This window comes from Pseudomonas sp. SDT291_1_S447 (genome assembly GCF_054070155.1).
This window is the reverse complement of sequence record NZ_JBSVXS010000011.1, coordinates 15029-36757: the sequence shown is the minus strand read 5'-3', so window position 1 is coordinate 36757 and position 21729 is coordinate 15029. Positions and strand designations below refer to the sequence as shown.

The 21729-nt window shown below is 60.2% G+C and carries 11 protein-coding genes; 8 read left to right on the top strand and 3 right to left on the bottom strand.

The annotated features are described in order from the left end of the window. The first annotated feature begins 98 nt into the window (after positions 1-98). On the top strand, positions 99-1403 hold the full coding sequence (locus ACW9IR_RS06235; RefSeq protein ID WP_457462210.1) for a hypothetical protein: 1305 nt from the start codon (positions 99-101) through the stop codon (positions 1401-1403). A gap of 107 nt (positions 1404-1510) precedes the next feature. Here the strand turns inward: ACW9IR_RS06235 and ACW9IR_RS06230 are convergent, their stop codons facing one another. From ACW9IR_RS06230 to ACW9IR_RS06220, 3 genes are read right to left on the bottom strand one after another with little or no spacing between them, the layout of a single operon-like run. Next, complete coding sequence (locus tag ACW9IR_RS06230) at positions 1511-2260, bottom strand: enoyl-CoA hydratase-related protein (RefSeq protein WP_110718829.1); 750 nt, start codon at positions 2258-2260, stop codon at positions 1511-1513. 29 nt (positions 2261-2289) lie between these two features. Next, positions 2290-3225, bottom strand: coding sequence for an iron-sulfur-binding ferredoxin reductase (locus ACW9IR_RS06225; RefSeq protein ID WP_095121349.1), 936 nt, complete (start codon positions 3223-3225; stop codon positions 2290-2292). Continuing rightward, positions 3218-4324 carry a GGDEF domain-containing protein gene (locus ACW9IR_RS06220; RefSeq protein ID WP_110718830.1) on the bottom strand — a complete coding sequence of 369 codons (1107 nt, stop codon included), beginning with the start codon at positions 4322-4324 and terminating at the stop codon, positions 3218-3220. Before ACW9IR_RS06220 ends, ACW9IR_RS06225 begins: the two co-directional genes overlap by 8 nt. A gap of 730 nt (positions 4325-5054) precedes the next feature. On the opposite strand from ACW9IR_RS06220, the gene ACW9IR_RS06215 reads away from it, so the two are divergent. The 7 genes from ACW9IR_RS06215 (at position 5055) to ACW9IR_RS06185 (ending at position 21720) form a co-directional block, all read left to right on the top strand. Continuing rightward, positions 5055-6578, top strand: coding sequence for a fumarate hydratase (locus ACW9IR_RS06215; protein ID WP_007916251.1), 1524 nt, complete (start codon positions 5055-5057; stop codon positions 6576-6578). 217 nt (positions 6579-6795) lie between these two features. Further along, positions 6796-11292, top strand: a complete 4497-nt coding sequence (locus tag ACW9IR_RS06210; RefSeq protein ID WP_457462206.1) for a SpvB/TcaC N-terminal domain-containing protein — start codon at positions 6796-6798, stop codon at positions 11290-11292. Next, a complete protein-coding gene (locus tag ACW9IR_RS06205; protein WP_457462204.1) occupies positions 11289-14012 on the top strand; it encodes an RHS repeat-associated core domain-containing protein in 2724 nt (907 codons plus the stop codon). Before ACW9IR_RS06210 ends, ACW9IR_RS06205 begins: the two co-directional genes overlap by 4 nt. A 163-nt stretch (positions 14013-14175) precedes the next feature. Continuing rightward, entirely contained in the window at positions 14176-16842 is a 2667-nt protein-coding gene (locus tag ACW9IR_RS06200; RefSeq protein ID WP_457462202.1) for an RHS repeat-associated core domain-containing protein, read from the top strand. Between the two features lie 83 nt (positions 16843-16925). After that, positions 16926-18686: an ATP-binding protein gene (locus ACW9IR_RS06195; RefSeq protein ID WP_457462200.1), complete on the top strand. Its 1761-nt coding sequence runs from the start codon at positions 16926-16928 to the stop codon at positions 18684-18686. Then, the gene (locus ACW9IR_RS06190; RefSeq protein WP_102901089.1) at positions 18686-20014 is read left to right on the top strand and encodes a sigma-54-dependent transcriptional regulator; all 1329 of its coding nucleotides are present in this window, start codon (positions 18686-18688) and stop codon (positions 20012-20014) included. Before ACW9IR_RS06195 ends, ACW9IR_RS06190 begins: the two co-directional genes overlap by 1 nt. Positions 20015-20400: 386 nt before the next feature. Then, complete coding sequence (locus tag ACW9IR_RS06185) at positions 20401-21720, top strand: MFS transporter (RefSeq protein WP_007912608.1); 1320 nt, start codon at positions 20401-20403, stop codon at positions 21718-21720. The last annotated feature ends 9 nt before the right edge of the window (positions 21721-21729 follow it).

Below are 21729 nucleotides of genomic sequence, written 5' to 3'. Positions count from 1 at the left end.
CAAAGGTGAGGCTGGCGTCTACTGTCAGACCTGACAGTAGACCGCGAACCTTGTTCGGCAGCTAATCGAGTCGCACCCATCCACTCAAGGAGAGCGGCATGAATGACTCGAAACGGTTAGCGCAGGACGACGTTGCACTTGATAAGGATTTCGCAGACGCCGGGATTTTTTTACTTGACCTCCCCCACTTGGGACGTCAATCGATCCTGAATGGCATCCAGGCGCAATATCCCTCTACAGCCGAACGTCTTTATTTCACAGGAGAGGTGCGCGCGAGCGCTGCCGATTCAATGTACCTGTCAGGTTGCTTGAAACCTGATGGCACGCTTGATCCTGACTTTGGGGAGAATGGCGTCACCAGCGGCAATTTTTTAGTACGTACGCAATCCGCCGGTACTTCGATCACTGTGCTGCCTGACGGAAAAATCCTGCTTGTCGGGCGGGTGCTTGGCCAGTCAGTTCCAGCATTGGCCAGATTCACCTCGGATGGCACGCGCGACCTCGAATTCGGTGGCGACGATGGTTACGTGATTCTCAGAATGCCGGACGCTGCCGAAGACTCAGTCCAGAGTGCCGCATCTGACATGAATGAAAGCCAGGACTCATTGACGAGCGTCGTACCACTGGACGATGGAAAAATCCTGGTGGTTCGCACCTATGTCGTCACTCACCAGGCAGATACCCGTGCTTATCTGTTTCTGCTCAACAGCAACGGCTCGCTCGACACCTCGTTCAATCAGAAAGGTTATGTCCAGGTCATTTATCCCGGAGCCGATCAGACCCTCGTAAAACTGCGCAGTGGATTTATTGATAAGGACGGGACGATCGTTGTGGCGGGCAGCCTCCAGCCATCGGCCCTGTCAGGAGTGCCATTGATGGCGCGTTACACACGCGACGGACAACCTGATCCTCGCTTCGGTACAGGTGGGTTCTTCACCCCGGCACAGGACTTTTCCGAATTCGGTCAACTCAACTCGGTCATTGGCCAGCCGAACAATCGCCTACTGGGGATCGGTGCAACCGATGATGGACAAGGTCTTCTGATCAGCCTCGAACCGGATGGAAAGTACAACATTCAGTTCAATGGTGCGAAACCGTTGCTCACCCAACTGGGCCAACACATCACCTACTGGACAGCAGGTGCGATGCAACCCGATGGAAAAATCGTGTTGTGCGGCGCCATCAAACCTGCGGACCAGACATCGCCAGGCGCAGTGGCGCGCTTACTGAGCGACGGCAAGCTGGACGAGACATTCCACGGGCGAGGTTGGGCAAGCACTCAGGTCAACGGCACGACCACTTTCAATGCACTGACGTTGCAGAGTGACGGAAAAATCGTCGTGGCCGGGGTTCGGTACGCCGACGGTAACGCTCAGGGCGTGATCCTGCGCTATTTGAGCTAACCCAGCCTGACACTAATGGGAGAGCATTGCGTGACCGCTACTTGAGCAGGTTCGACGATTTTTCGCCGCGCCTGCTCGCGAAAAAAGTCAGCCCCATCAGCACCGACTCAGTCCCGTTTGATGAATCCGCTCAACGCCGCCAATGCTTCCGGCGAGCGCAGCCGTTGGGTGAACAGCACGCCCTCCTCTTCGATCACCCTACGGATCAACTCACGATCCGGCGCCTTCATCAATTGCTTGCTGATACGCACCGCTTCGGCCGGCAACTCATCGAAACGCAGCGCCATTTCCCGCGCCTTGCTTAGCGCCGCATCGCCGCTACCCAACGCTTCGGTCGCAATTCCCCACTGCGCAGCCTGTTCACCGCTGAATCCTTCGCCGAGCAACAACAACTCTGCTGCTTTGGCCTGCCCAAGCAAACGCGGCAGGATCAGGCTGGAGCCGAACTCTGGGCATAAACCGAGATTGACGAACGGCATGCGCAAGCGCGCATCGCGGGCCACGTAAACCAGATCACAGTGCAGCAGCAATGTCGTGCCAATGCCCACCGCTGCACCGGCCACGGCAGCGATCACCGGTTTGCGGCACTCCAGCAAATTGAGCATGAAGTGAAACACCGGGCTGTCGAGGTCGCTCGGCGGCTGCTGAATGAAGTCCGCGATGTCGTTGCCGGCCGTGAAGCATTCAGCGCTGCCAGTGATCAGCACGGCGTTGATTTCAGAGTCGTTGTCAGCCTGTTTCAACGCCTCGGCGAGACGGCTGTACATGGCGCGGGTCAGGGCGTTTTTCTTCTCCGGGCGGTTGAGGCGCAGGGTCAGTAAACCGCGTTCGCGCTCCAGCAGGATGGCTTCGGTCATGGTCGGTCTCGCGTCTGAAAGATCAGCGCTCAACCACGGCTCAAAAACACATCGGCCAGCAGTTGATTGCGCGGCAATCCGGCCAGATACAGGCGCCTTGCAAAGGCGTCGACACTGGCCGTCGAGCCGCAGACTAAGGCCAGGGTTTGCCGGGAAACAAGGCGCAGTTGCGCCAAAGCGGCGGCTGACTCGGCCGCCGTCCACAGCTCGACGCTGAGGTTTTCGCGTTGCGCGGCCAGTGCCGCCAAAGGTTTGGCCAGGTAGTGCGCGTCAGCGTCATGGGCCACGTGAATGACACGAATGGCGCCCTGATGATCCTGACGCAAGGCTTCGCGCAGGACACCGAACAACGGCCCCAGACCGGTGCCGGCGGCGAGCAACCACAGCGGTCGGTTGTGCCAGTCAGGGTCGTAATGCAAGGCGCCGCCACGCAGCTCGCCGAGGCGGATCGCGTCGCCGATCTGCAAGCGCCGCGCGGCATCGCTGAATTCGCCGGGCTGGCGGCAATCGAGGTGGAATTCGAGAAAGCGGTCCTCTTCCGGCAGGCTTGCCAGCGAATATGGCCGGGCGATGTGATTGATCCACAACACCAGATGTTGCCCGGCACTGTAGCGCAGCGGCCGCTGTGGGGTCAGGCGCAAACGCAACACGCCGTCGCTCAGCCAGTCGAGCGCCTCGACCACGGCCGGGCGACCGTCGGTCAGCGGATCGAAGGTGTGCACCTGCAAGTCTTCGGTTACCTGACACTGACAGGCCAGTCGCCAGCCCTGTTGCCGCTGTTCAGCGCTCAACGCATCCGGACGGTTATCCGCCGGAAGACCTTGCACGCATTGCACCAGACACGCATGACAACTGCCGGCGCGGCAGCTGTAGGGCACGGCGACACCCCGCTGATTGAGGGCATCGAGCAGGTTGCTGCCCGCCGCCACTGACCATTGCTGTTCACCGACGCGAAGTTCAGGCATCGACGTTCTCCCACGCCGCGGCACATCGATTGCGCCCGTCACGTTTGGCTCGGTACAGCGCCTGATCGGCACGCTGCAAGGCGTCGTCGAGGTCATCACCCAGTTCCAGCAGGGTCATGCCCGCCGACAGACTGAGGTTGCGCACGCTCAGCCCCACCAGTTCGACATCGGTGAAGGCGATGCGCAGACGCTCGCAGCAAGCGGTCAAGCGTTCGGCATTGCAATCGGGCAGCAGCACCACGAATTCCTCGCCACCATAACGCGCCAATACATCGCCGTCGCGCAGACACGCCTGCGCAACGCCGGCGAACGCCTGCAGCACCTGATCGCCGGCAGCATGACCGTGCAGATCATTGATGCGTTTGAAATGATCGAGATCGATCAACGCCAGGCCGTGCACCACGTCGTTGTCCATGGCATTCAGTTCACGCGAGGCGAGGCGCAGAAAGTGCCGGCGATTGAACAACCCGGTCAATTCGTCGGTGGCGACCAGGTCTTCGAGCTGACGCATCATCCCGCGCAGGGTGTCCTGATGCGCCTGCAAGGCAAACCGGCGCTGGCGCTGGCGTTGCCGCGAGACTTGAACGAAGCGTGCGTAAAGCACCAGCCACGCCAGCACCATCGCCAGAATGCACACCTGCAAGGCGGCGAGCGCAGGGTCAGCCAAGAGGAAGTGATAACCGTCCCACAGCGTGATCGCGCAGAAACTGAAGAACACCAGCAAGGCACAGCGGATGAAGGCCCGCCGACTGAGATGGAACAGGCCGAACAGCAGAATCATTACGTAGAACACCAGAAAGGCGCCACGGGCTTCATCCAGATGCGCGATCAGCCAGGTCTGCCAGCCCAGTCCGAGCAGCACTTGCACTTCGGTCAGGCTGGGGTCGGCAAAGCGTTGATTGCGCCCGCTCCAGAACATTGCGAACAGCGTCGCCTGACTGATCACCACCAGCGCGCTGCCGATGGCCACGGAACTCAGGGACTGGCCGTAATGACCGGCGAAAAACGCCAGCCACAGCAGCAGCAAAGCCAATCCGTAGGTGGCCGCAGCAAGGGCGAAACGTTTAAGCAAAAGACGTTGAATGGCGTTATGGGTCAATCGTTGACTCACCGTGCGATAAGAGGCTGACCGAGTGTCCTACTCTACAGACCGGCTGCCACTTTAGTGGCGTAGTCGATAAATGACCACCGATTTTCGGGCTCGAAATTTGACGTCAAAAGTGTGGCCTGCGTGTGCCGCCAAAAGCCCCTCACCCTAACCCTCTCCCAGAGGGAGAGGGGACTGATCGAGTCGATTGTTGGAGATACGCCGACCTGAAATACCACGCCGCACTCAGGTCTGAACTACATCAGGATCAACGCGTTTTCCCCAACCGAACCCAGGTTTGAACAGCATGAAGATCAGCTCCCTTTCCTGAGTCGAACCGAGGTTTCGAAGACTGCGCAGATCAGCTCCCTTTCCCCAAGCCGAACTGAGGTTTCAAAGACTGCGCAGATCAGCTCCCTTTCCCCCTCGCCCCCTCTGGGGGAGAGGGCTGGGGTGAGGGGGTAGCTCTTGAAGTGCAAACCCGCTGTCCGATATTCGCCCATCCATGCGACCAACGAATGACTGCCGGCGCGTGTATGCCCCACCGAGGCGCGGTATACTGCCGCGCCTTTTTAGCGTCGCGCCAGCATCCCCGGCGTGCCCGGCCCCAAGGGCCAGCTTCAAGTTGCAAGCTTCCAGCCGCTAGCTCAAGCAGTCCGCGTACTGCTCCAACTTGCCGCTGAAAGCTTGAAGCCTGTAGCTGCCCCATAGAATGTTCCCGTCTTTTAGAGGAGCGCGACTCATGACCGTGATCAAGCAAGACGACCTGATTCAGAGCGTTGCCGACGCCCTGCAGTTCATTTCCTATTACCACCCCGTGGATTTCATCCAGGCGATGCACGAAGCCTACCTGCGCGAAGAATCGCCAGCGGCCCGTGACTCGATGGCGCAGATCCTGATCAACTCGCGCATGTGCGCCACCGGCCACCGCCCGATCTGCCAGGACACCGGTATCGTCACCGTGTTCGTGCGCGTCGGCATGGACGTACGTTGGGATGGCGCCACCATGGGCCTGGACGACATGATCAACGAAGGCGTGCGTCGCGCCTACAACCTGCCGGAAAACGTCCTGCGTGCCTCGATCCTCGCCGACCCGGCGGGTGCTCGGAAAAACACCAAGGACAACACCCCTGCCGTGATTCACTACTCCATCGTCCCGGGCAACACCGTGGAAGTGGACGTGGCGGCCAAGGGCGGCGGTTCCGAAAACAAGTCGAAAATGGCCATGCTCAACCCGTCCGACTCGATCGTTGACTGGGTGCTGAAGACCGTTCCGACCATGGGCGCCGGCTGGTGCCCACCGGGCATGCTCGGTATCGGCATCGGCGGCACCGCCGAGAAAGCCGCGGTCATGGCCAAGGAAGTGTTGATGGAATCCATCGACATTCACGAGCTGAAAGCCCGTGGCCCGCAGAACCGCATCGAAGAAATGCGTCTGGAGCTGTTCGAGAAGGTCAACCAGTTGGGCATCGGCGCCCAGGGCCTCGGTGGCCTGACCACCGTGCTCGACGTAAAAATCATGGACTACCCGACTCACGCAGCCTCGCTGCCGGTGTGCATGATCCCGAACTGCGCCGCCACCCGTCACGCGCACTTTGTGCTCGACGGTTCCGGCCCGGCTTCGCTGGAAGCGCCACCGCTGGACGCCTACCCGGAAATCGTCTGGGAAGCTGGCCCGTCGGCGCGTCGCGTCAACCTCGACACCCTGACCCCGGAAGACGTGCAGAGCTGGAAGCCGGGCGAAACCGTCCTGCTCAACGGCAAAATGCTCACCGGTCGCGACGCGGCGCACAAGCGCATGGTCGAGATGCTCAACAAGGGTGAAACCCTGCCGGTAGACCTCAAGGGTCGCTTCATCTACTACGTCGGCCCGGTTGATCCGGTCGGTGACGAAGTGGTTGGCCCGGCGGGCCCGACCACCGCGACGCGGATGGACAAGTTCACCCGGCAGATCCTTGAGCAGACCGGCCTGTTGGGCATGATCGGCAAATCCGAGCGCGGTCCGACTGCGATCGAAGCGATCAAGGACAACAAAGCCGTGTACCTGATGGCTGTCGGCGGCGCGGCTTACCTGGTGGCGCAGGCAATCAAGAAGTCGAAAGTGCTGGCGTTTGCCGAACTGGGCATGGAAGCGATCTACGAGTTCGAAGTCAAAGACATGCCGGTCACCGTTGCGGTGGACAGTAAGGGTGAGTCGGTGCACATCACCGGCCCGGCGATCTGGCAACAGAAGATCAGCGAAAGCCTGGCGGTAGAAGTGCAGTAAACGCCTGAAGCCGTAAAAAGAAGGCCGACCCGTCATGTGACGGATCGGCCTTTTTTTGTGCCTGCGATTGCATTGGAGATAACTGCTTCGGCGATAAAAAGCCGGGACAACCACACAAATCGGTCTTGTGCACCTGTCAGGTTTGACAGGTTACGCCCGTGGCAATTGTTGATAGCGTCGTTTCACTTACGCCACCGCAAGTGCACCGGACGCAATCATGGCCGAACAAGACCTGAGCATCGTTACGCCCTCCATCGTCAAGAGTTCATCGATTGCCACCATCGGTAAAAGCTGGGGCGCCGTGGGGCCGACCGGTGCAGCGTCCTTCGAGCTGCCCATCCCTCTCTCGAGCGGATGGGGTCTGGCGCCGCAATTGTCGCTGACGTACAGCAGCCAGAGCGGTAACGGGTCCTTCGGTATCGGCTGGGGCATGGGGCTCAGCCAGATCAGCCGGCGCACCACCAAGGGTGTGCCGCGTTATACCGAACACGATGAGATCATCGGTCACGATGGCGAGGTGTGGATGCCGGAGCTGGAAGCTGACGGCACGATCAAGTCGCGCTTTGAATCGACCTATGGCGGCAAGGGCATCGGCCCGCACCGCGTGGTCCGTTATTGGCCGCACGTTGAAAGCGACTTTGCCCTGCGCGAGCAATGGCAACTGCAGACCCGTACCACGGAAAACGCCGCGTCGACGTTTTGGCTGATACATGGCGCTGATGGCTCGCTGCACGTCTACGGCAAAACCGCCGCCTCACGCCGTGCCGATCCGGATGAACCGCAAAATATTGCGGCGTGGCTGCTCTGCGAAAGCATGAACGCCCACGGCGAGCATATCTGCTTCGTTTACAAAGCCGATGATCAGGATCCCGACCCGACCCACGACTACCGCGCGCAGCGTTATCTGGAGCGGGTGTGTTACGGCAACTTCACGGCAAGCGAGCGGTTGTTCGCCTGGACCGTGCCAGACCCGACCGAGCTGGATTGGCAGTTTCAGCTGATTTTCGACTACGGCGAGCGCACGGCGTCGCTGAGCGAAATCCCGCTGTATGACGGCGACACACTCGGTCCGTGGCGGGTACGCCCGGATCCCTTTTCGACGTTCGGTCAAGGCTTTGAAATCGGCACGCGCCGGCTCTGTCGGCAAGTGCTGATGTTTCATCAAAACCCCGCCGACCTGCGAGAAAAACCGCTGCTAGCGCAACGTCTGCTGCTGGAATACCGCACTGCGCAAAACATCACGCAATGGGACTACAGCCAGATCAGCGCCGCGCACTATCAAAGCTTCGATGCCAGCGGCCAGGTCGAACACTCGCCACCGGTAGAGTTCGACTATTCCACTTTCCAGATCAATAAAAACCCTCAGCGCCTGCTTGAGGCAGATAACCAGCCGGGCGTCGAAGATGGCGGGTTCTATCAATGCGTCGACCTGTACGGCGAGGGTCTGCCGGGGTTTCTCTGCCGTTATGACCAGGCGTGGTACTACCGCGAACCGCTGCGAGCAGCGGCGGGAGGTGATGAGATCGGCTACGGCCCATGGACGGCGCTGAACCGGACGCCAGTGGCCGACCGTAATCGTGCAGTCCAGCACATGCTTAGCGACCTGACCGGTGACGGGCGGCTCGACTGGATCACCGCCCAGCCAGGCAGCAGCGGTTTCCGTACATTGAATGCGCAGCGAGACTTCGCCGATTTCGTCCCGTTCACTGCGTTCCCGCTGGAGTTTTTCAACACGTTGGTGCAACTGGGCGATTTAAGCGGTGATGGTCTGAGTTCGATTGCGCTGATCGGTCCGAACTCGGTGCGCCTGTACGCCAACCGCCGCGAAGCAGGCTTCGCCGCCGCCGAGGATGTACCGCATGGGCCGGCCGATGACCGCTTGCCAATCTTCAGCAACGCACCGACCGAACTGGTGCTGCTCGGCAACTTGCTGGGCAGCGACATGCCGGAGCTGTGCCGTATCCGCCATGACGAAATCCGCTGCTGGCCCAACCTTGGCCACGGCAGGTTTGGCGAAGGTCGCAAGATCAGTGACCTGCCGTTCACCTACGAGCAGTTCGATTCTTCGCGGATCCGTTTGGCCGACCTTGATGGATCCGGCGCACCGGCACTGATCTATCTGAAATCCGATGTCTTCGAAATCTATTTGAACCGCGGTGGCAATGGCCTTGAGCAGATACCGGTGAGCGTGCCCTGGCCCGAAGGCGTGCGCTATGACCGTCTGTGTCAGGTGAGCTTCGCTGACCTGCAGGGCTTGGGTTGTGCCAGCCTGATTCTGACCGTGCCGCACATCAAGCCGCAGCACTGGCGCTATGATTTCGTCGCGGTCAAACCGTACCTGTTGACCGCCAGCAACAACAACATGGGCTGCAACGCCAGTGTGGTCTACCGCAGTTCCGCTCAAGAGTGGCTGGATGAAAAACAGCAAATCCTCAAGCGTAAAGAGCTGCCGGTTTCGCACTTGCCATTCGCAGTGCCGGTGGTGGTCCAGCAGCAGCAACTGGATGAGATCACCGGTAACTGTCTGACGCAGCTATTGACCTGGCGCGAAGGCGTTTACGACGGTGAAGAACGCGAGTTTCGTGGCTTCGGCCTGCTGCAGCAAACCGACAGCGAAAGCGCCGACGACGGCGACGAAGGCTTCACCCAGCCGGTGCGGGTCTGCACCTGGTTTCATACCGGGCAATCGATGGATCGCCGCCGTGAGCGTTATTTCAATGAAGACAAGGGCGCCATCGGCCTGGGCAGCACCCTGTTCAGCCTTACCCCGCCCAACGGGGAGTTCGATCAGTCAATCGCCCCGCATGACGCCGATACCGAATACCAGATTGCCCGGGCGTTGGTAGGGTCGGTCGCCCGTATCGAAACCTATGCTGACGCAGACAGCGACGCACCGGGCATCGCCACGCCTCTGGTGGTAGAAGAGCTGCGTTATCGGGTGCGCGAGGTGCGCGCTCAGGGGCAGTACGCCGCCGCTGTTTTGCTGCCACTGCTGCTGGAAAAAATCAGCTACCAGTACGACCGGTTTATCGACGATCCGCTGTGCCGTCATGAGATCAGCCTGCGCCAGAACGAATACGGTTCGCCGACTCAGGCGCTGACCGTGAGCTATGCGCGCCGACTGACTGAAGAGAGCCCACCGCCTTTTACCGATCCAGATGAACAACAGTGGTGGCGCGATGCCCATGACGAGGCACAGCAGTCGTTTTACCTGAACGAAACCCGTGCGCAATACATTGACCTGACTGATCCTCAGCAGTGGCGGCTGGGCCTGCCGTATCTGCAACGTGGTAATGCCCTGGTTTTGCCCAAAGGCACACTGCCAAGCGGCCTCAGCCCGGCACAGGTGTCGTTCGAGCAACTGGCGCGCCATGAGGATTCGCCGCACTGGAACACCGAACGGGTACTGACGACCCAGTCCATACAGCGCTACGTGAAATTCGACGGCACAGCGCTGGCTGACGGTGAAGCCGAATTCGAGGCCCTGGCCGGGCCGCTGGAACTGGCGCAACTGGACAAGACTGCCCTGGACGCCTATAGCATCCTGCCGCCGCCGTTCAACATCCATGCGGAATTGAGCAAAATCGGTTATACGGCGATGCCGTTTCTGTTTGAACCGGCCGCCCCCGCCGGGGCTGACCCGGCGCTGTATTCGGCGCACTTCGGCTTTGCCGAATACGCCGGCCCGGATCGCTTCTACGATGTCCTGAGCTACCGTGAAACCCCTAGCCACGGCCACACCAGGGCTGAATACGACGACTATGGCCTGGCGATCATCCGCGTCGAATTGCCAGATGGCTGCACCACCCGCATCACTTACGACTATCACGCCCTGCAACCACTGAGCATCACCGACCCCAACGAGAATATTGAAGAGGTCATCTACGCGCCTTCCCGGCAACCACTGGCCACCAGTTTTCACGGCACTGAAAATGGCATTGCCGCAGGATTCAGGCCCCTGAGTGAATACAGGCGACCCGAAGATCTTCGCCCGGATCCGGCCATTGCCAATCCGCAGGCTGCTGTGCAAAAGGCCGCCAGCACCGTTCGCAAAGATTTGTTCAGCTGGATGGGCAGCGTTGCTGTCACCGCGCAATGGGTGAATCAAGGCTATCTGCTGCCCAGCGGCCATATTCGCGCCAGTGCCCGTCAGCGGCTGGCACGAAGCACCCATCTGACCAGCACCGAAAAGACCTTGCTCGAGGCGATTACCACCGCCCACCGCGAGCCGGTACACAGCGTGATGCTCAGTGCCGACCGCTACCCCGATGAAGAGATCGCGGCGCAGATCCAGATCGTCAAGGCCTGTGTCGACGGCTTTGGCCGGGCACTGCAAACCCAGCAACGGGTGGACCCGGGGATGGCGTACAAGGTTGAAGATGGCTCACTCGTTGTCGAAGATGGCCAGTACGTCGAGGTTCTGGCGAACCCGCGCTGGCGCATCAGCGAACGAGTCGAGTACAACAACAAGGGATTGCCGGTTCGTCAGTTCCGGGCTTTTTTCGCGGATACCCATCGGTACGTCAACGATCAATCCCTGCGCAACCTTGGCCACTTCGATCGGGTGTACTACAACGCCTTGGGCCAGCAGATCAAACTGGTCAACGCCAGAGGCGACATCTCCCGCGAGGCTCACCATCCCTGGTATCACACCAGCGAAGATTTCAACGACACCGCGCAACCGCCAACCCGTTCGGAATCGCCACGGTCATGACCCGCTCACTGGATTGGCGCACGCCTGCGCTTTCGGTGAACGATGGCCGCGGTCTGCCTGCTCGTCAGGTGGTTTATTTGCGCACTGTGGCGCAGGACACACCCACGCCATTGGTCAACCGTCAGCAGCACAACGCGAGCGGGCAGTTGGCGGCACAGTGGGATCCACGCCTGCCGGTGCCGTGCCTGACCACGGTGTACCGTCTGGACGGCGAGCCGTTGAAAACGGACAGCGTTGACGCCGGCTGGCGCCTGATCCTGCCGGGCCTGGCCGGCGAACCGGTGCAGCGCTGGGACGAGCGCGACAGTCATTGGCGCAAGACTTTCGATAAGCAGTTGCGCGTAGTCGCCGTCGAAGAAAACGGCGTGGCCGATGTCGATGTGTTTACCTACGCCGATGCCAGCGCCGATCCCCGGTTCAATCGACGCGGACAATTGCTGGAGCAACACGACAACTCGGGCACCCTGCGCACCGACAGCTTCGCCCTCACCGGCCAGCCGCTGGCCGAAATCCGTACCTTTGACGATGGCCGAGGCTTCACCAGCCGTCGTGTGTTCAGCCCGTTGGGCGCCGTGCTGGAGCAGACCGATGCCGGCGGCCATCGTCAGAAATCGTGTTATGGCCTGGCCGGGCACCTTCGGCAGGTACAACTGTTGATCAAGGACCAGAGCCAATGGCGGCCCGTGTTGCTTGATGCGCAGTACAACGCCGCCGACCAGATCATCGAGCAGCAGGCCGGTAATCTTGTCGTCAGTCGCTGGACCTACGACCCGGCCGATGGTCGTCTGCACACTCAGTCCAGTCGCAAAGACACCGGCGCAGTGCTGCAAGACCTCGAATACTTCTACGACCCCGTCGGCAACATTACCCGCATCGAAGACCACGCCTTCCAGCCGGTCTGTTTCGCCAACCAGCTGGTCGACGGTCACCGTGATTTCAGCTACGACTCGCTGTACCGACTGGTCTGCGCCAGAGGTTACGACGACGGCCCGCTCTCGGACATTCCCGACCTGCCGAAACCCACCGACCCCAACAACCGCCTCAACTACACCCAGACCTACACGTACGACACCGGCGGCAATCTGGAGAAACTGGTGCATGTACGGGCCGGCGCCAACCGCACCGTGCAGATGCGCATTGATTCAGTCAGCAATCGCGGCGTGCGCTGGAAACCGGATGATCCGGAGCCTGACTTCGACACACTGTTCGACCGCCACGGCAACCAGCAGAACCTGCAACCGGGACAGGCCATGCAATGGAATGCACGGGGTGAGCTGCAACGCGTGACGCTGATTGCCCGAGACGGCACTGATGACGACGCCGAACACTACCGTTACAGCCAGGGCGTGCGGGTGTTCAAACGCCATGAAACGTACACCGACAGCGCTGTGCACTTTCATCAGGTGCGCTACCTGCCGGGCCTGGAAATCCGCACCAAGGACAACTGCGAAGAACTGCACGTCATCAGTGTGGGCAGTGCCCGCTGCCTGCACTGGGCAAAGAGCCCGCCCCGGGACATCGACATTGATCAACTGCACTACAGGCTCGACGACCATCTGGGGTCCTGCGTGATGGAACTGGATCAAAACGCGCAAGTGGTTAGCCAGGAAGGCTACTACCCGTTCGGTGCCACCGCGTGGATGGCCGCCGGATTGGCAATTGAAGTCAGCTACAAATTCATTCGTTATTCCGGCAAGGAGATGGACGTCAGCGGTTTGTATTACTACGGCGCACGTTATTACGCACCGTGGTTGCAGCGTTGGGTCAGTGCCGATCCGGCGGGGGATGTGGATGGGCTGAATCTGTATGGGTTTGTGGGAAACAATCCACTGCGCTACTTCGATGATGGCGGTACGACGAAGACCCCCTCGGAGCAAAAACGAATCATCGATCAAGAAAGGAAATTTCTTTCAGTTATCCCAGGCAGCATGAGAGATGTGCAGAAGGCGTTGGGGGATTTGACCTCTCCTGCAAGCTTTCGACCGAAGATACTGAGCAACTTCCTCTATCTCAGCGGCCGGGCAATCGTTGCATTCGCTGCCGGATACAACACGACCGGTACGCTCCCGGCCAGCATCCCGGGAGAGTTGCAAGGGTTGAGCCTGGGTAATGCCAGCGCAGATGCGGCCAGTTCTATCTACGCCAGGGTTGCATCGTCTCTCAATCAAACCATTTTGCCGCGACAGTCGGATCTTGATGTGCAATCCCTGCGCGCTCAAAGCGCTGGCACCTCTGCCAGCCCTATGGACAGCTACACCGTCAGTCCAGCGACATGGCAGGAAAGGTCGGAGAACATAAGGGCTTTGTTCAGCTTCGGCCGTGACGGGGTTGGCGGTGCCCTGCTTCCCGCTGTATCTGAACTGGGCGAGTTGTTTAAGGTGTCGAAAGACGCCACCAAAGCTGAGCAGCTATTGACCCGCTTTGAAATGGACGCTTATGACTCGATGCTCGACAGTTTGCGCGACGCCATCATTCTTTCATCGAAAGCCGCCCACGCTGCACTTGACGCGCTGGGCGTCGAGCAGGTGTATGCAAACACTGCTGATTTCTTGATGGATCTCGCACAAGGGCGCGTGGCAGACCCCGACTCTAGAATGGTCAGTCACTCGACAATAAAAACCGATACACAAAGTGCATTGAGAAGCGTCGAATACGCCAGATCCATACTCGTCCGATACCGTACTTATGTTGCGGACCAAACATTGAAACGAGCGGCATAACGACATGAACGCGCGATCAGCCTTGGTGCATGCTTCTACTCCACAAATCAGTGCATGGGATTCGCGCACATTAGTCGTGAAGAGACTGGATTATCTGCGCAGGGTTGCCAGTGACACGCCCTGTGCCCTTGCGAACCGCCTGCATCACAATGCAGCGGGCCACTTGATCGCGCAGTGGGATCCACGCCTGCCGGTGCCGTGCCTGACCACGGTCTATCGCCTGGACGGCGAGCCGGTGCAAACCGCCAGCGTTGACGCCGGCTGGCGCCTGATCCTGCCGGGCCTGGCCGGCGAACCGGTGCAGCGCTGGGACGAGCGCGACAGTCATTGGCGCAAGACTTTCGATAAGCAGTTGCGCGTAGTCGCCGTCGAAGAAAACGGCGTGGCCGATGTCGATGTGTTTACCTACGCCGATGCCAGCGCCGATCCCCGGTTCAATCGACGCGGACAATTGCTGGAGCAACACGACAACTCGGGCACCCTGCGCACCGACAGCTTCGCCCTCACCGGCCAGCCGCTGGCCGAAATCCGTACCTTTGACGATGGCCGAGGCTTCACCAGCCGTCGTGTGTTCAGCCCGTTGGGCGCCGTGCTGGAGCAGACCGATGCCGGCGGCCATCGTCAGAAATCGTGTTATGGCCTGGCCGGGCACCTTCGGCAGGTACAACTGTTGATCAAGGACCAGAGCCAATGGCGGCCCGTGTTGCTTGATGCGCAGTACAACGCCGCCGACCAGATCATCGAGCAGCAGGCCGGTAATCTTGTCGTCAGTCGCTGGACCTACGACCCGGCCGATGGTCGTCTGCACACTCAGTCCAGTCGCAAAGACACCGGCGCAGTGCTGCAAGACCTCGAATACTTCTACGACCCCGTCGGCAACATTACCCGCATCGAAGACCACGCCTTCCAGCCGGTCTGTTTCGCCAACCAGCTGGTCGACGGTCACCGTGATTTCAGCTACGACTCGCTGTACCGACTGGTCTGCGCCAGAGGTTACGACGACGGCCCGCTCTCGGACATTCCCGACCTGCCGAAACCCACCGACCCCAACAACCGCCTCAACTACACCCAGACCTACACGTACGACACCGGCGGCAATCTGGAGAAACTGGTGCATGTACGGGCCGGCGCCAACCGCACCGTGCAGATGCGCATTGATTCAGTCAGCAATCGCGGCGTGCGCTGGAAACCGGATGATCCGGAGCCTGACTTCGACACACTGTTCGACCGCCACGGCAACCAGCAGAACCTGCAACCGGGACAGGCCATGCAATGGAATGCACGGGGTGAGCTGCAACGCGTGACGCTGATTGCCCGAGACGGCACTGATGACGACGCCGAACACTACCGTTACAGCCAGGGCGTGCGGGTGTTCAAACGCCATGAAACGTACACCGACAGCGCTGTGCACTTTCATCAGGTGCGCTACCTGCCGGGCCTGGAAATCCGCACCAAGGACAACTGCGAAGAACTGCACGTCATCAGTGTGGGCGGTGCGCGTTGCCTGCATTGGGCGAAAAAACCACCCGAAGACATCGAAGACAATCAACTGCGCTACAGCCTCGGTGACCATCTGGGTTCATGCACGATAGAACTGGATCAACGTGCCCGGATCATCAGCCAGGAAGGCTACTACCCGTTCGGCGCAACGGCGTGGATGGCGGCCGACCCGGTGGTTGAAGTCAGTTACCGGTTTATCCGCTATTCCGGCAAGGAAATGGATATCAGCGGTTTGTACTGCTACGGCGCGCGCTATTACGCGCCGTGGCTGCAACGCTGGATCAGCGCGGACCCGGCAGGCGAAGTGGATGGGCTGAATCTTTACGCCTTCGTCGGCAACGATCCGATTGGCCATGTCGACGTCAACGGGGAAACCAGGTTGCCGTTTTTGGACGAGATCAATGCCGGAACGGATCGCATCATCGCTTCGCAAAATACGAGCTATGCCAAAAATGCACAACGCCTTGCAGAAAAGCGTATGGCCCGCCAAATGAATGATCAGATGATGCAACACATTGAAATCCTCGGGATCACCCAGCGCCGCGCAAGCGATGCCGCAAAGCAACTCGACAGAATGGGTTCGGGCAGCGACATTGCCTTGGCGACAACACGCAGAACGCTGGTATTTGTCGCAAGCAAAGCCCTCAGTTATGGCGTCGGTCTAACGGTCGGTGTCGGTGCTCAGGCACTCGGCGCAGCGGCACCCGGTGTCGGCAACGTGATAGGCGCAGGGATGGGCTTCGCCGCAAAAATCGGGGTCAGCGCGCTCATCGACTATGCGGCCGAAAGAACCGGACTGAGCGCGTCGGTCAATTTGAAAACCTCCAAAGTGTCAGCGAACACTATTATCGAGAGAGCCCAACACAAACAAATGCAGCCACTTGAGTATTTAAACGCCAAACTCCAGGGCTTGATTCCCCGCGACAAAAAATCCGCACTCAAGTTGGTGAAGGAGGCGGGCGCTCAACTAACGTCGGCGGGTGTGAAGAAAACCCTGAATTCACTACCTCCCGCAGCGGCCGGCGCCATCGCTAGCGGAGCCGCGGCGTTATGGACGTTGCCGGAAATTGTCAATGAAACGACTAAGGCCATCTCTGGAAAATCCAGCGAAAAAATGCTTGCATTCGAAGGGAAAATTCTCGGGCTTGCACAGGCTATCGAGGCGAGTAACGACACGGTCCATGAGTATGCTCACGCACTTGGCAGGACAAGCTTGAACGGCGTCGACCTCAACGATCTGGACGAGGAAACAGCCCGCATCACCGACATGCTCCACGGTCTGGCGTTAACGGTGCAAAAGCACAGAACTGCTCACAGCGCCGCCGCGTAAATGGGCGGCTTTCTGAGCGGGGACAATGTTCCCGCCTGCCGGCATGCTATCGTGCCCGCCCGACTGCCATCCGTTTGCCCAGCATGCTGCCGACTTCCCGTACTGTGCGTCTGTCGTTTTATACCCTGCTGATCATCGCGGGTACCGCGCTCGCCGCGACCCTGGCGATCCGTCACGCCGAACGCCAGGCACTGGAAGAGGACGCCGCCCGCGCCAACCAGCAACTGGCGCTGTATGCCAATTCGTTGCACACCTTGATCGATCGCTACCGCGCCCTGCCCGCCGTGCTCGCGCTGGATCCGCAATTGCGTTCGGCACTGGCCGGCCCCGTCGATGCAGATGAACAAGCGGCGCTGAATCTGAAACTGGAAAAGATCAACGGCGCGGCGCAATCCTCGACCCTTGAACTGCTCGACCACACGGGCCTCGCCGTGGCCGCAAGCAACTGGCGCCTGCCGAGCAGTTACGTCGGTCACAACTACGGCTTCCGCCCCTACTTCAGTCAGACCCGCACCCAAGGCACCGGGCGTTTTTATGCGGTGGGCGTGACCAGCGGGATTCCCGGTTATTTCCTCTCCAGTGCGGTACTCGGCAACCACGACGAGTTCCTCGGCGCGATGGTGGTCAAACTGGAGTTTCCCGAGCTGGAACGGGAATGGAGCCAAGGCAATGACACGCTGCTGGTCAGCGATGCACGCGGAATCATTTTCATCGCCAATCAGCCCGGCTGGCGTTATCGCGCGCTGCGGCCGTTGAGCGCCAGCGACATGGCCGAGATCAAAGCTACGCGCCAGTACGACAAACAGTCGCTGCTGCCCTTGACCCACTTGTCGCTGCGCAGCTTCGATGACAACAGTGACCTGCGCCGCGTCGAAGGCCCGCAAGGCACAGCGGATTATCTGTGGGAATCGCTGCCCCTGAGCGCCGAAGGCTGGACCCTGCACCTGCTGCGTCATCCGCAAGTGGCCTTCGAAGACCTGCGCAACGCCGGACTGGCCGCCGCCGGGGTGTGGCTGGCGCTGGTGTTTCTATTGCTGTTTCTCAACCAGCGCTGGCGCCTGTCGAAAATCCGCCAGCGCAACCGTGAAGAACTTGAACAGTTGGTGGAAGAACGCACCCGCGACTTGCGCACTGCGCAGGACGGTCTGGTGCAATCAGCCAAACTCGCCGCGCTGGGGCAGATGTCCGCTGCGCTGGCCCATGAAATCAATCAGCCGCTGACCGCTCAGCGCATGCAACTGGCGACCTTGCGTCTGCTGCTCGAGCATGGCCGCGTCGACGATGCCTATAAAGCGTTGAAACCGGTCGACGAGATGCTCACGCGCATGGCTGCCCTCACCGGCCACCTCAAGACCTTCGCGCGCAAAAGCCCCAGCGGCTTGCGTGAGCGGCTGGATCTGGCGACGGTGGTTGATCAATCCTTGCAGTTACTCGATGCACGGCTGCGCGACGAACAGGTCAGTCTGGTGCTGCACCTGACGCGTCCGGCGTGGGTGCGCGGTGATGCGATTCGTCTCGAACAGGTGCTGATCAACCTGCTGCGCAACGCCCTCGATGCGATGCAGGGCAAACCCTGCAAACGTCTGGAAATCCGTCTGGAAGCCGATGAACAATTGTGGCGTCTGAACGTCAGCGACAATGGCGGCGGGATTGCCGAAGAGCATTTGGGCCAGGTGTTCGATCCGTTTTTCACCACCAAACCGGTGGGTGACGGCCTGGGCCTCGGGTTGGCGGTATCCTTCGCTATCGTGCATGAATCCGGCGGCCGTCTGAGTGCTGAAAATGGCGACAGCGGCGCGGTGTTCAGCCTGACTTTGCCGATCGATCTGGAGGCACACATCTGATGCTCAATTCAGTGATGGTGGTCGATGACGAAAGCAGCATTCGCAGCGCCGTCGAGCAGTGGCTGAGCCTGTCAGGCTTCGAGGTGCAGTTGTTCAGCCGCGCCGAAGAATGCCTCGCCGCCCTGCCCGCGCACTTTGCCGGGGTGATCCTCAGCGACGTGCGCATGCCCGGCATGGGCGGCCTGGCGTTATTGGCCGAGGTGCAAAAACGCGACGCTGATCTGCCGGTGATTCTGCTCACCGGCCATGGCGATGTACCGATGGCCGTCGAGGCGATGCGCGACGGCGCTTACGACTTTCTGGAAAAACCGTTCAGCCCGGAAACCCTGCTCGGCAGCTTGCGCCGGGCGCTGGACAAACGCCGGCTGATTCTGGAAAACCGTGCGCTGCACGAACAGGCTGATAACCGCGCAAAACTCGATGCGACGTTGCTCGGCGTGTCCCGTGGTTTGCAGACGTTGCGCCGGCAGGTGCTGGATCTGGCGACGCTGCCGGTCAACGTGTTGATCCGTGGTGAAACCGGCAGCGGCAAGGAACTGGTTGCGCGATGCCTGCATGATTTCGGCCCGCGCGCGGCCAAGCCATTTGTGGCGCTGAACTGTGCGGCAATTCCTGAGCAGCTGTTCGAGGCCGAGTTGTTCGGCCACGAGAGCGGCGCGTTTACCGGCGCCTCGGGCAAGCGCATCGGCAAGCTGGAATACGCCGACGGTGGCACACTGTTTCTCGATGAAATCGAAAGCATGCCGCTGGCGCAACAGGTGAAACTGCTGCGGGTTTTACAAGAACAGAAGCTTGAGCGGTTGGGCTCGAACCAGAGCATTCGTGTCGACCTGCGCATTGTCGCGGCGACCAAACCGGATCTGCTCGATGAAGCTCGGGCCGGGCGTTTTCGCGAGGATCTGGCCTATCGCCTGAACGTCGCCGAACTGCGTTTGCCGCCGCTGCGCGATCGCCGCGAAGACATCCCGTTGCTGTTCGAAACCTTCGCCCACAATGCCGCTGAACGCTTGGGGCGCACCTTTCCCCCCTTGAGTGGCGCGCAATTGAGTCATCTGCTCAGCCACGACTGGCCGGGCAACGTGCGCGAACTGGCGAACGTTGCCGAACGTCAAGTGCTGGGGCTGGATGAGCCGGCACCGGGGATTGATCCGGGGCAATCGCTGGCGGCGCAGCAGGAGGCGTTTGAGGCGCAGTGTTTGCGCGCGGCGCTGACCCGGCACAAGGGCGATGTGAAAGCGGTGCTGGAAGAGCTGCAACTGCCGCGCCGCACGTTCAATGAAAAGATGCAGCGGCATGGGTTGAGTCGGGAGATGTTTTTGGCTGAGTGAGGCAGGATCGGGATTTTTGGTGTGGCTGAAATCTATCCCCCTCACCCCAGCCCTCTCCCCCAGGGGGGGCGAGGGGGAAAGGGAGCCGATCTTCATGCTTTTCGAAACCTGAGTTCGACTCGGTATTTCAGGTCGGTGTACCTCGGATAATCCACTCGGTCAGTCCCCTCTCCCCCCGGGAGAGGGCTAGGGTGAGGGGGTTTTGATCTTCGCCCCAATAAGCGGAAATCCGCTCATCAAACCAGATCCTTCGGCGATATCCCGCTCACCCAATCCCGCCACCCCCTCTAAACCGCCACTCTCCCCGTTGGCACACGTCCTGCTATAGCCCTCGCAGGCTGCGTTCCAACGCGCTCCACAAAAACAATTAAACGAAGGATCCTTCAATGGATAACTCCAACGCCCTGCCACTTGGGTCGGCTGCCGTGCCGGCCAAAGAAAGAACCACCGCCAGCCGGATCAAATCGATCTTCAGCGGTTCCGTCGGCAACATGGTCGAGTGGTACGACTGGTATGTGTATGCCGCCTTCTCCCTGTACTTCGCGAAAACCTTCTTCCCTGCCGGCTCCACCACCGCCCAACTGATGAACACCGCTGCGATTTTCGCCGTCGGCTTTCTGATGCGTCCGATCGGTGGCTGGCTGATGGGCATGTACGCCGACAAGGTCGGCCGTAAAAAAGCCCTGATGGCGTCGGTCTACCTGATGTGCTTCGGCTCGCTGCTGATCGCCCTCAGCCCAAACTACGAAACCATCGGCATCGGCGCACCGATCCTGCTGGTGTTCGCCCGACTGCTGCAAGGCCTGTCGGTCGGTGGCGAATACGGCACCTCGGCGACCTATCTCTCGGAGATGGCGACCAAGGAACGTCGCGGCTTCTTCTCGAGCTTCCAGTACGTGACCCTGATCTCCGGCCAGCTCATCGCGCTGGGCGTGCTGATCGTGCTACAGAACGTGCTGACCACTGAACAGCTGTACGCGTGGGGCTGGCGTATCCCGTTCGCCATCGGCGCGCTGTGTGCGGTCGTGGCGCTGTACTTGCGTCGCGGCATGGAAGAAACCGAGTCTTTCACCAAGAAAGAAAAGTCCAAGGAAAGCGCGATGCGCACCTTGATGCGCCACCCCAAAGAGCTGTTGACTGTGGTCGGCCTGACCATGGGCGGCACCCTGGCGTTCTACACCTACACCACCTACATGCAGAAGTATCTGGTGAACACCGTCGGCATGAGCATCTCCGACTCGACCACCATTTCTGCCGCCACGCTGTTCCTGTTCATGTGCCTGCAACCGATCATCGGCGGCCTGTCGGACAAGATCGGCCGTCGTCCGATCCTGATCGCCTTCGGTGTGCTGGGTACGATCTTCACCGTGCCGATCCTGATGACCCTGCACACCATTCAAACCTGGTGGGGCGCGTTCTTCCTGATCATGGCGGCGCTGATCATCGTCAGCGGCTACACCTCGATCAACGCCGTGGTGAAAGCCGAACTGTTCCCGACTGAAATCCGCGCCCTGGGCGTTGGCCTGCCGTACGCACTGACCGTGTCGATCTTCGGCGGTACCGCTGAATACATTGCGCTGTGGTTCAAGAGCATCGGCATGGAAACCGGTTACTACTGGTATGTAACGGCGTGCATCGCGGTGTCGTTGCTGGTGTACATCACCATGAAAGACACCCAGAAGCACTCGCGCATCGTTACTGACTGATCGGCTGTT

What these genes read in the sequence shown, in the direction of transcription:
- ACW9IR_RS06190 (WP_102901089.1), top strand. Translation starts at nt 18,686, where the DNA reads ATGCTCAATTCAGTGATGGTGGTCGATGACGAAAGCAGCATTCGCAGC.
- ACW9IR_RS06205 (WP_457462204.1), top strand. Translation starts at nt 11,289, where the DNA reads ATGACCCGCTCACTGGATTGGCGCACGCCTGCGCTTTCGGTGAACGAT.
- ACW9IR_RS06210 (WP_457462206.1), top strand. Translation starts at nt 6,796, where the DNA reads ATGGCCGAACAAGACCTGAGCATCGTTACGCCCTCCATCGTCAAGAGT.
- ACW9IR_RS06215 (WP_007916251.1), top strand. Translation starts at nt 5,055, where the DNA reads ATGACCGTGATCAAGCAAGACGACCTGATTCAGAGCGTTGCCGACGCC.
- ACW9IR_RS06230 (WP_110718829.1), bottom strand. Translation starts at nt 2,260, where the DNA reads ATGACCGAAGCCATCCTGCTGGAGCGCGAACGCGGTTTACTGACCCTG.
- ACW9IR_RS06195 (WP_457462200.1), top strand. Translation starts at nt 16,926, where the DNA reads ATGCTGCCGACTTCCCGTACTGTGCGTCTGTCGTTTTATACCCTGCTG.
- ACW9IR_RS06185 (WP_007912608.1), top strand. Translation starts at nt 20,401, where the DNA reads ATGGATAACTCCAACGCCCTGCCACTTGGGTCGGCTGCCGTGCCGGCC.
- ACW9IR_RS06235 (WP_457462210.1), top strand. Translation starts at nt 99, where the DNA reads ATGAATGACTCGAAACGGTTAGCGCAGGACGACGTTGCACTTGATAAG.
- ACW9IR_RS06225 (WP_095121349.1), bottom strand. Translation starts at nt 3,225, where the DNA reads ATGCCTGAACTTCGCGTCGGTGAACAGCAATGGTCAGTGGCGGCGGGC.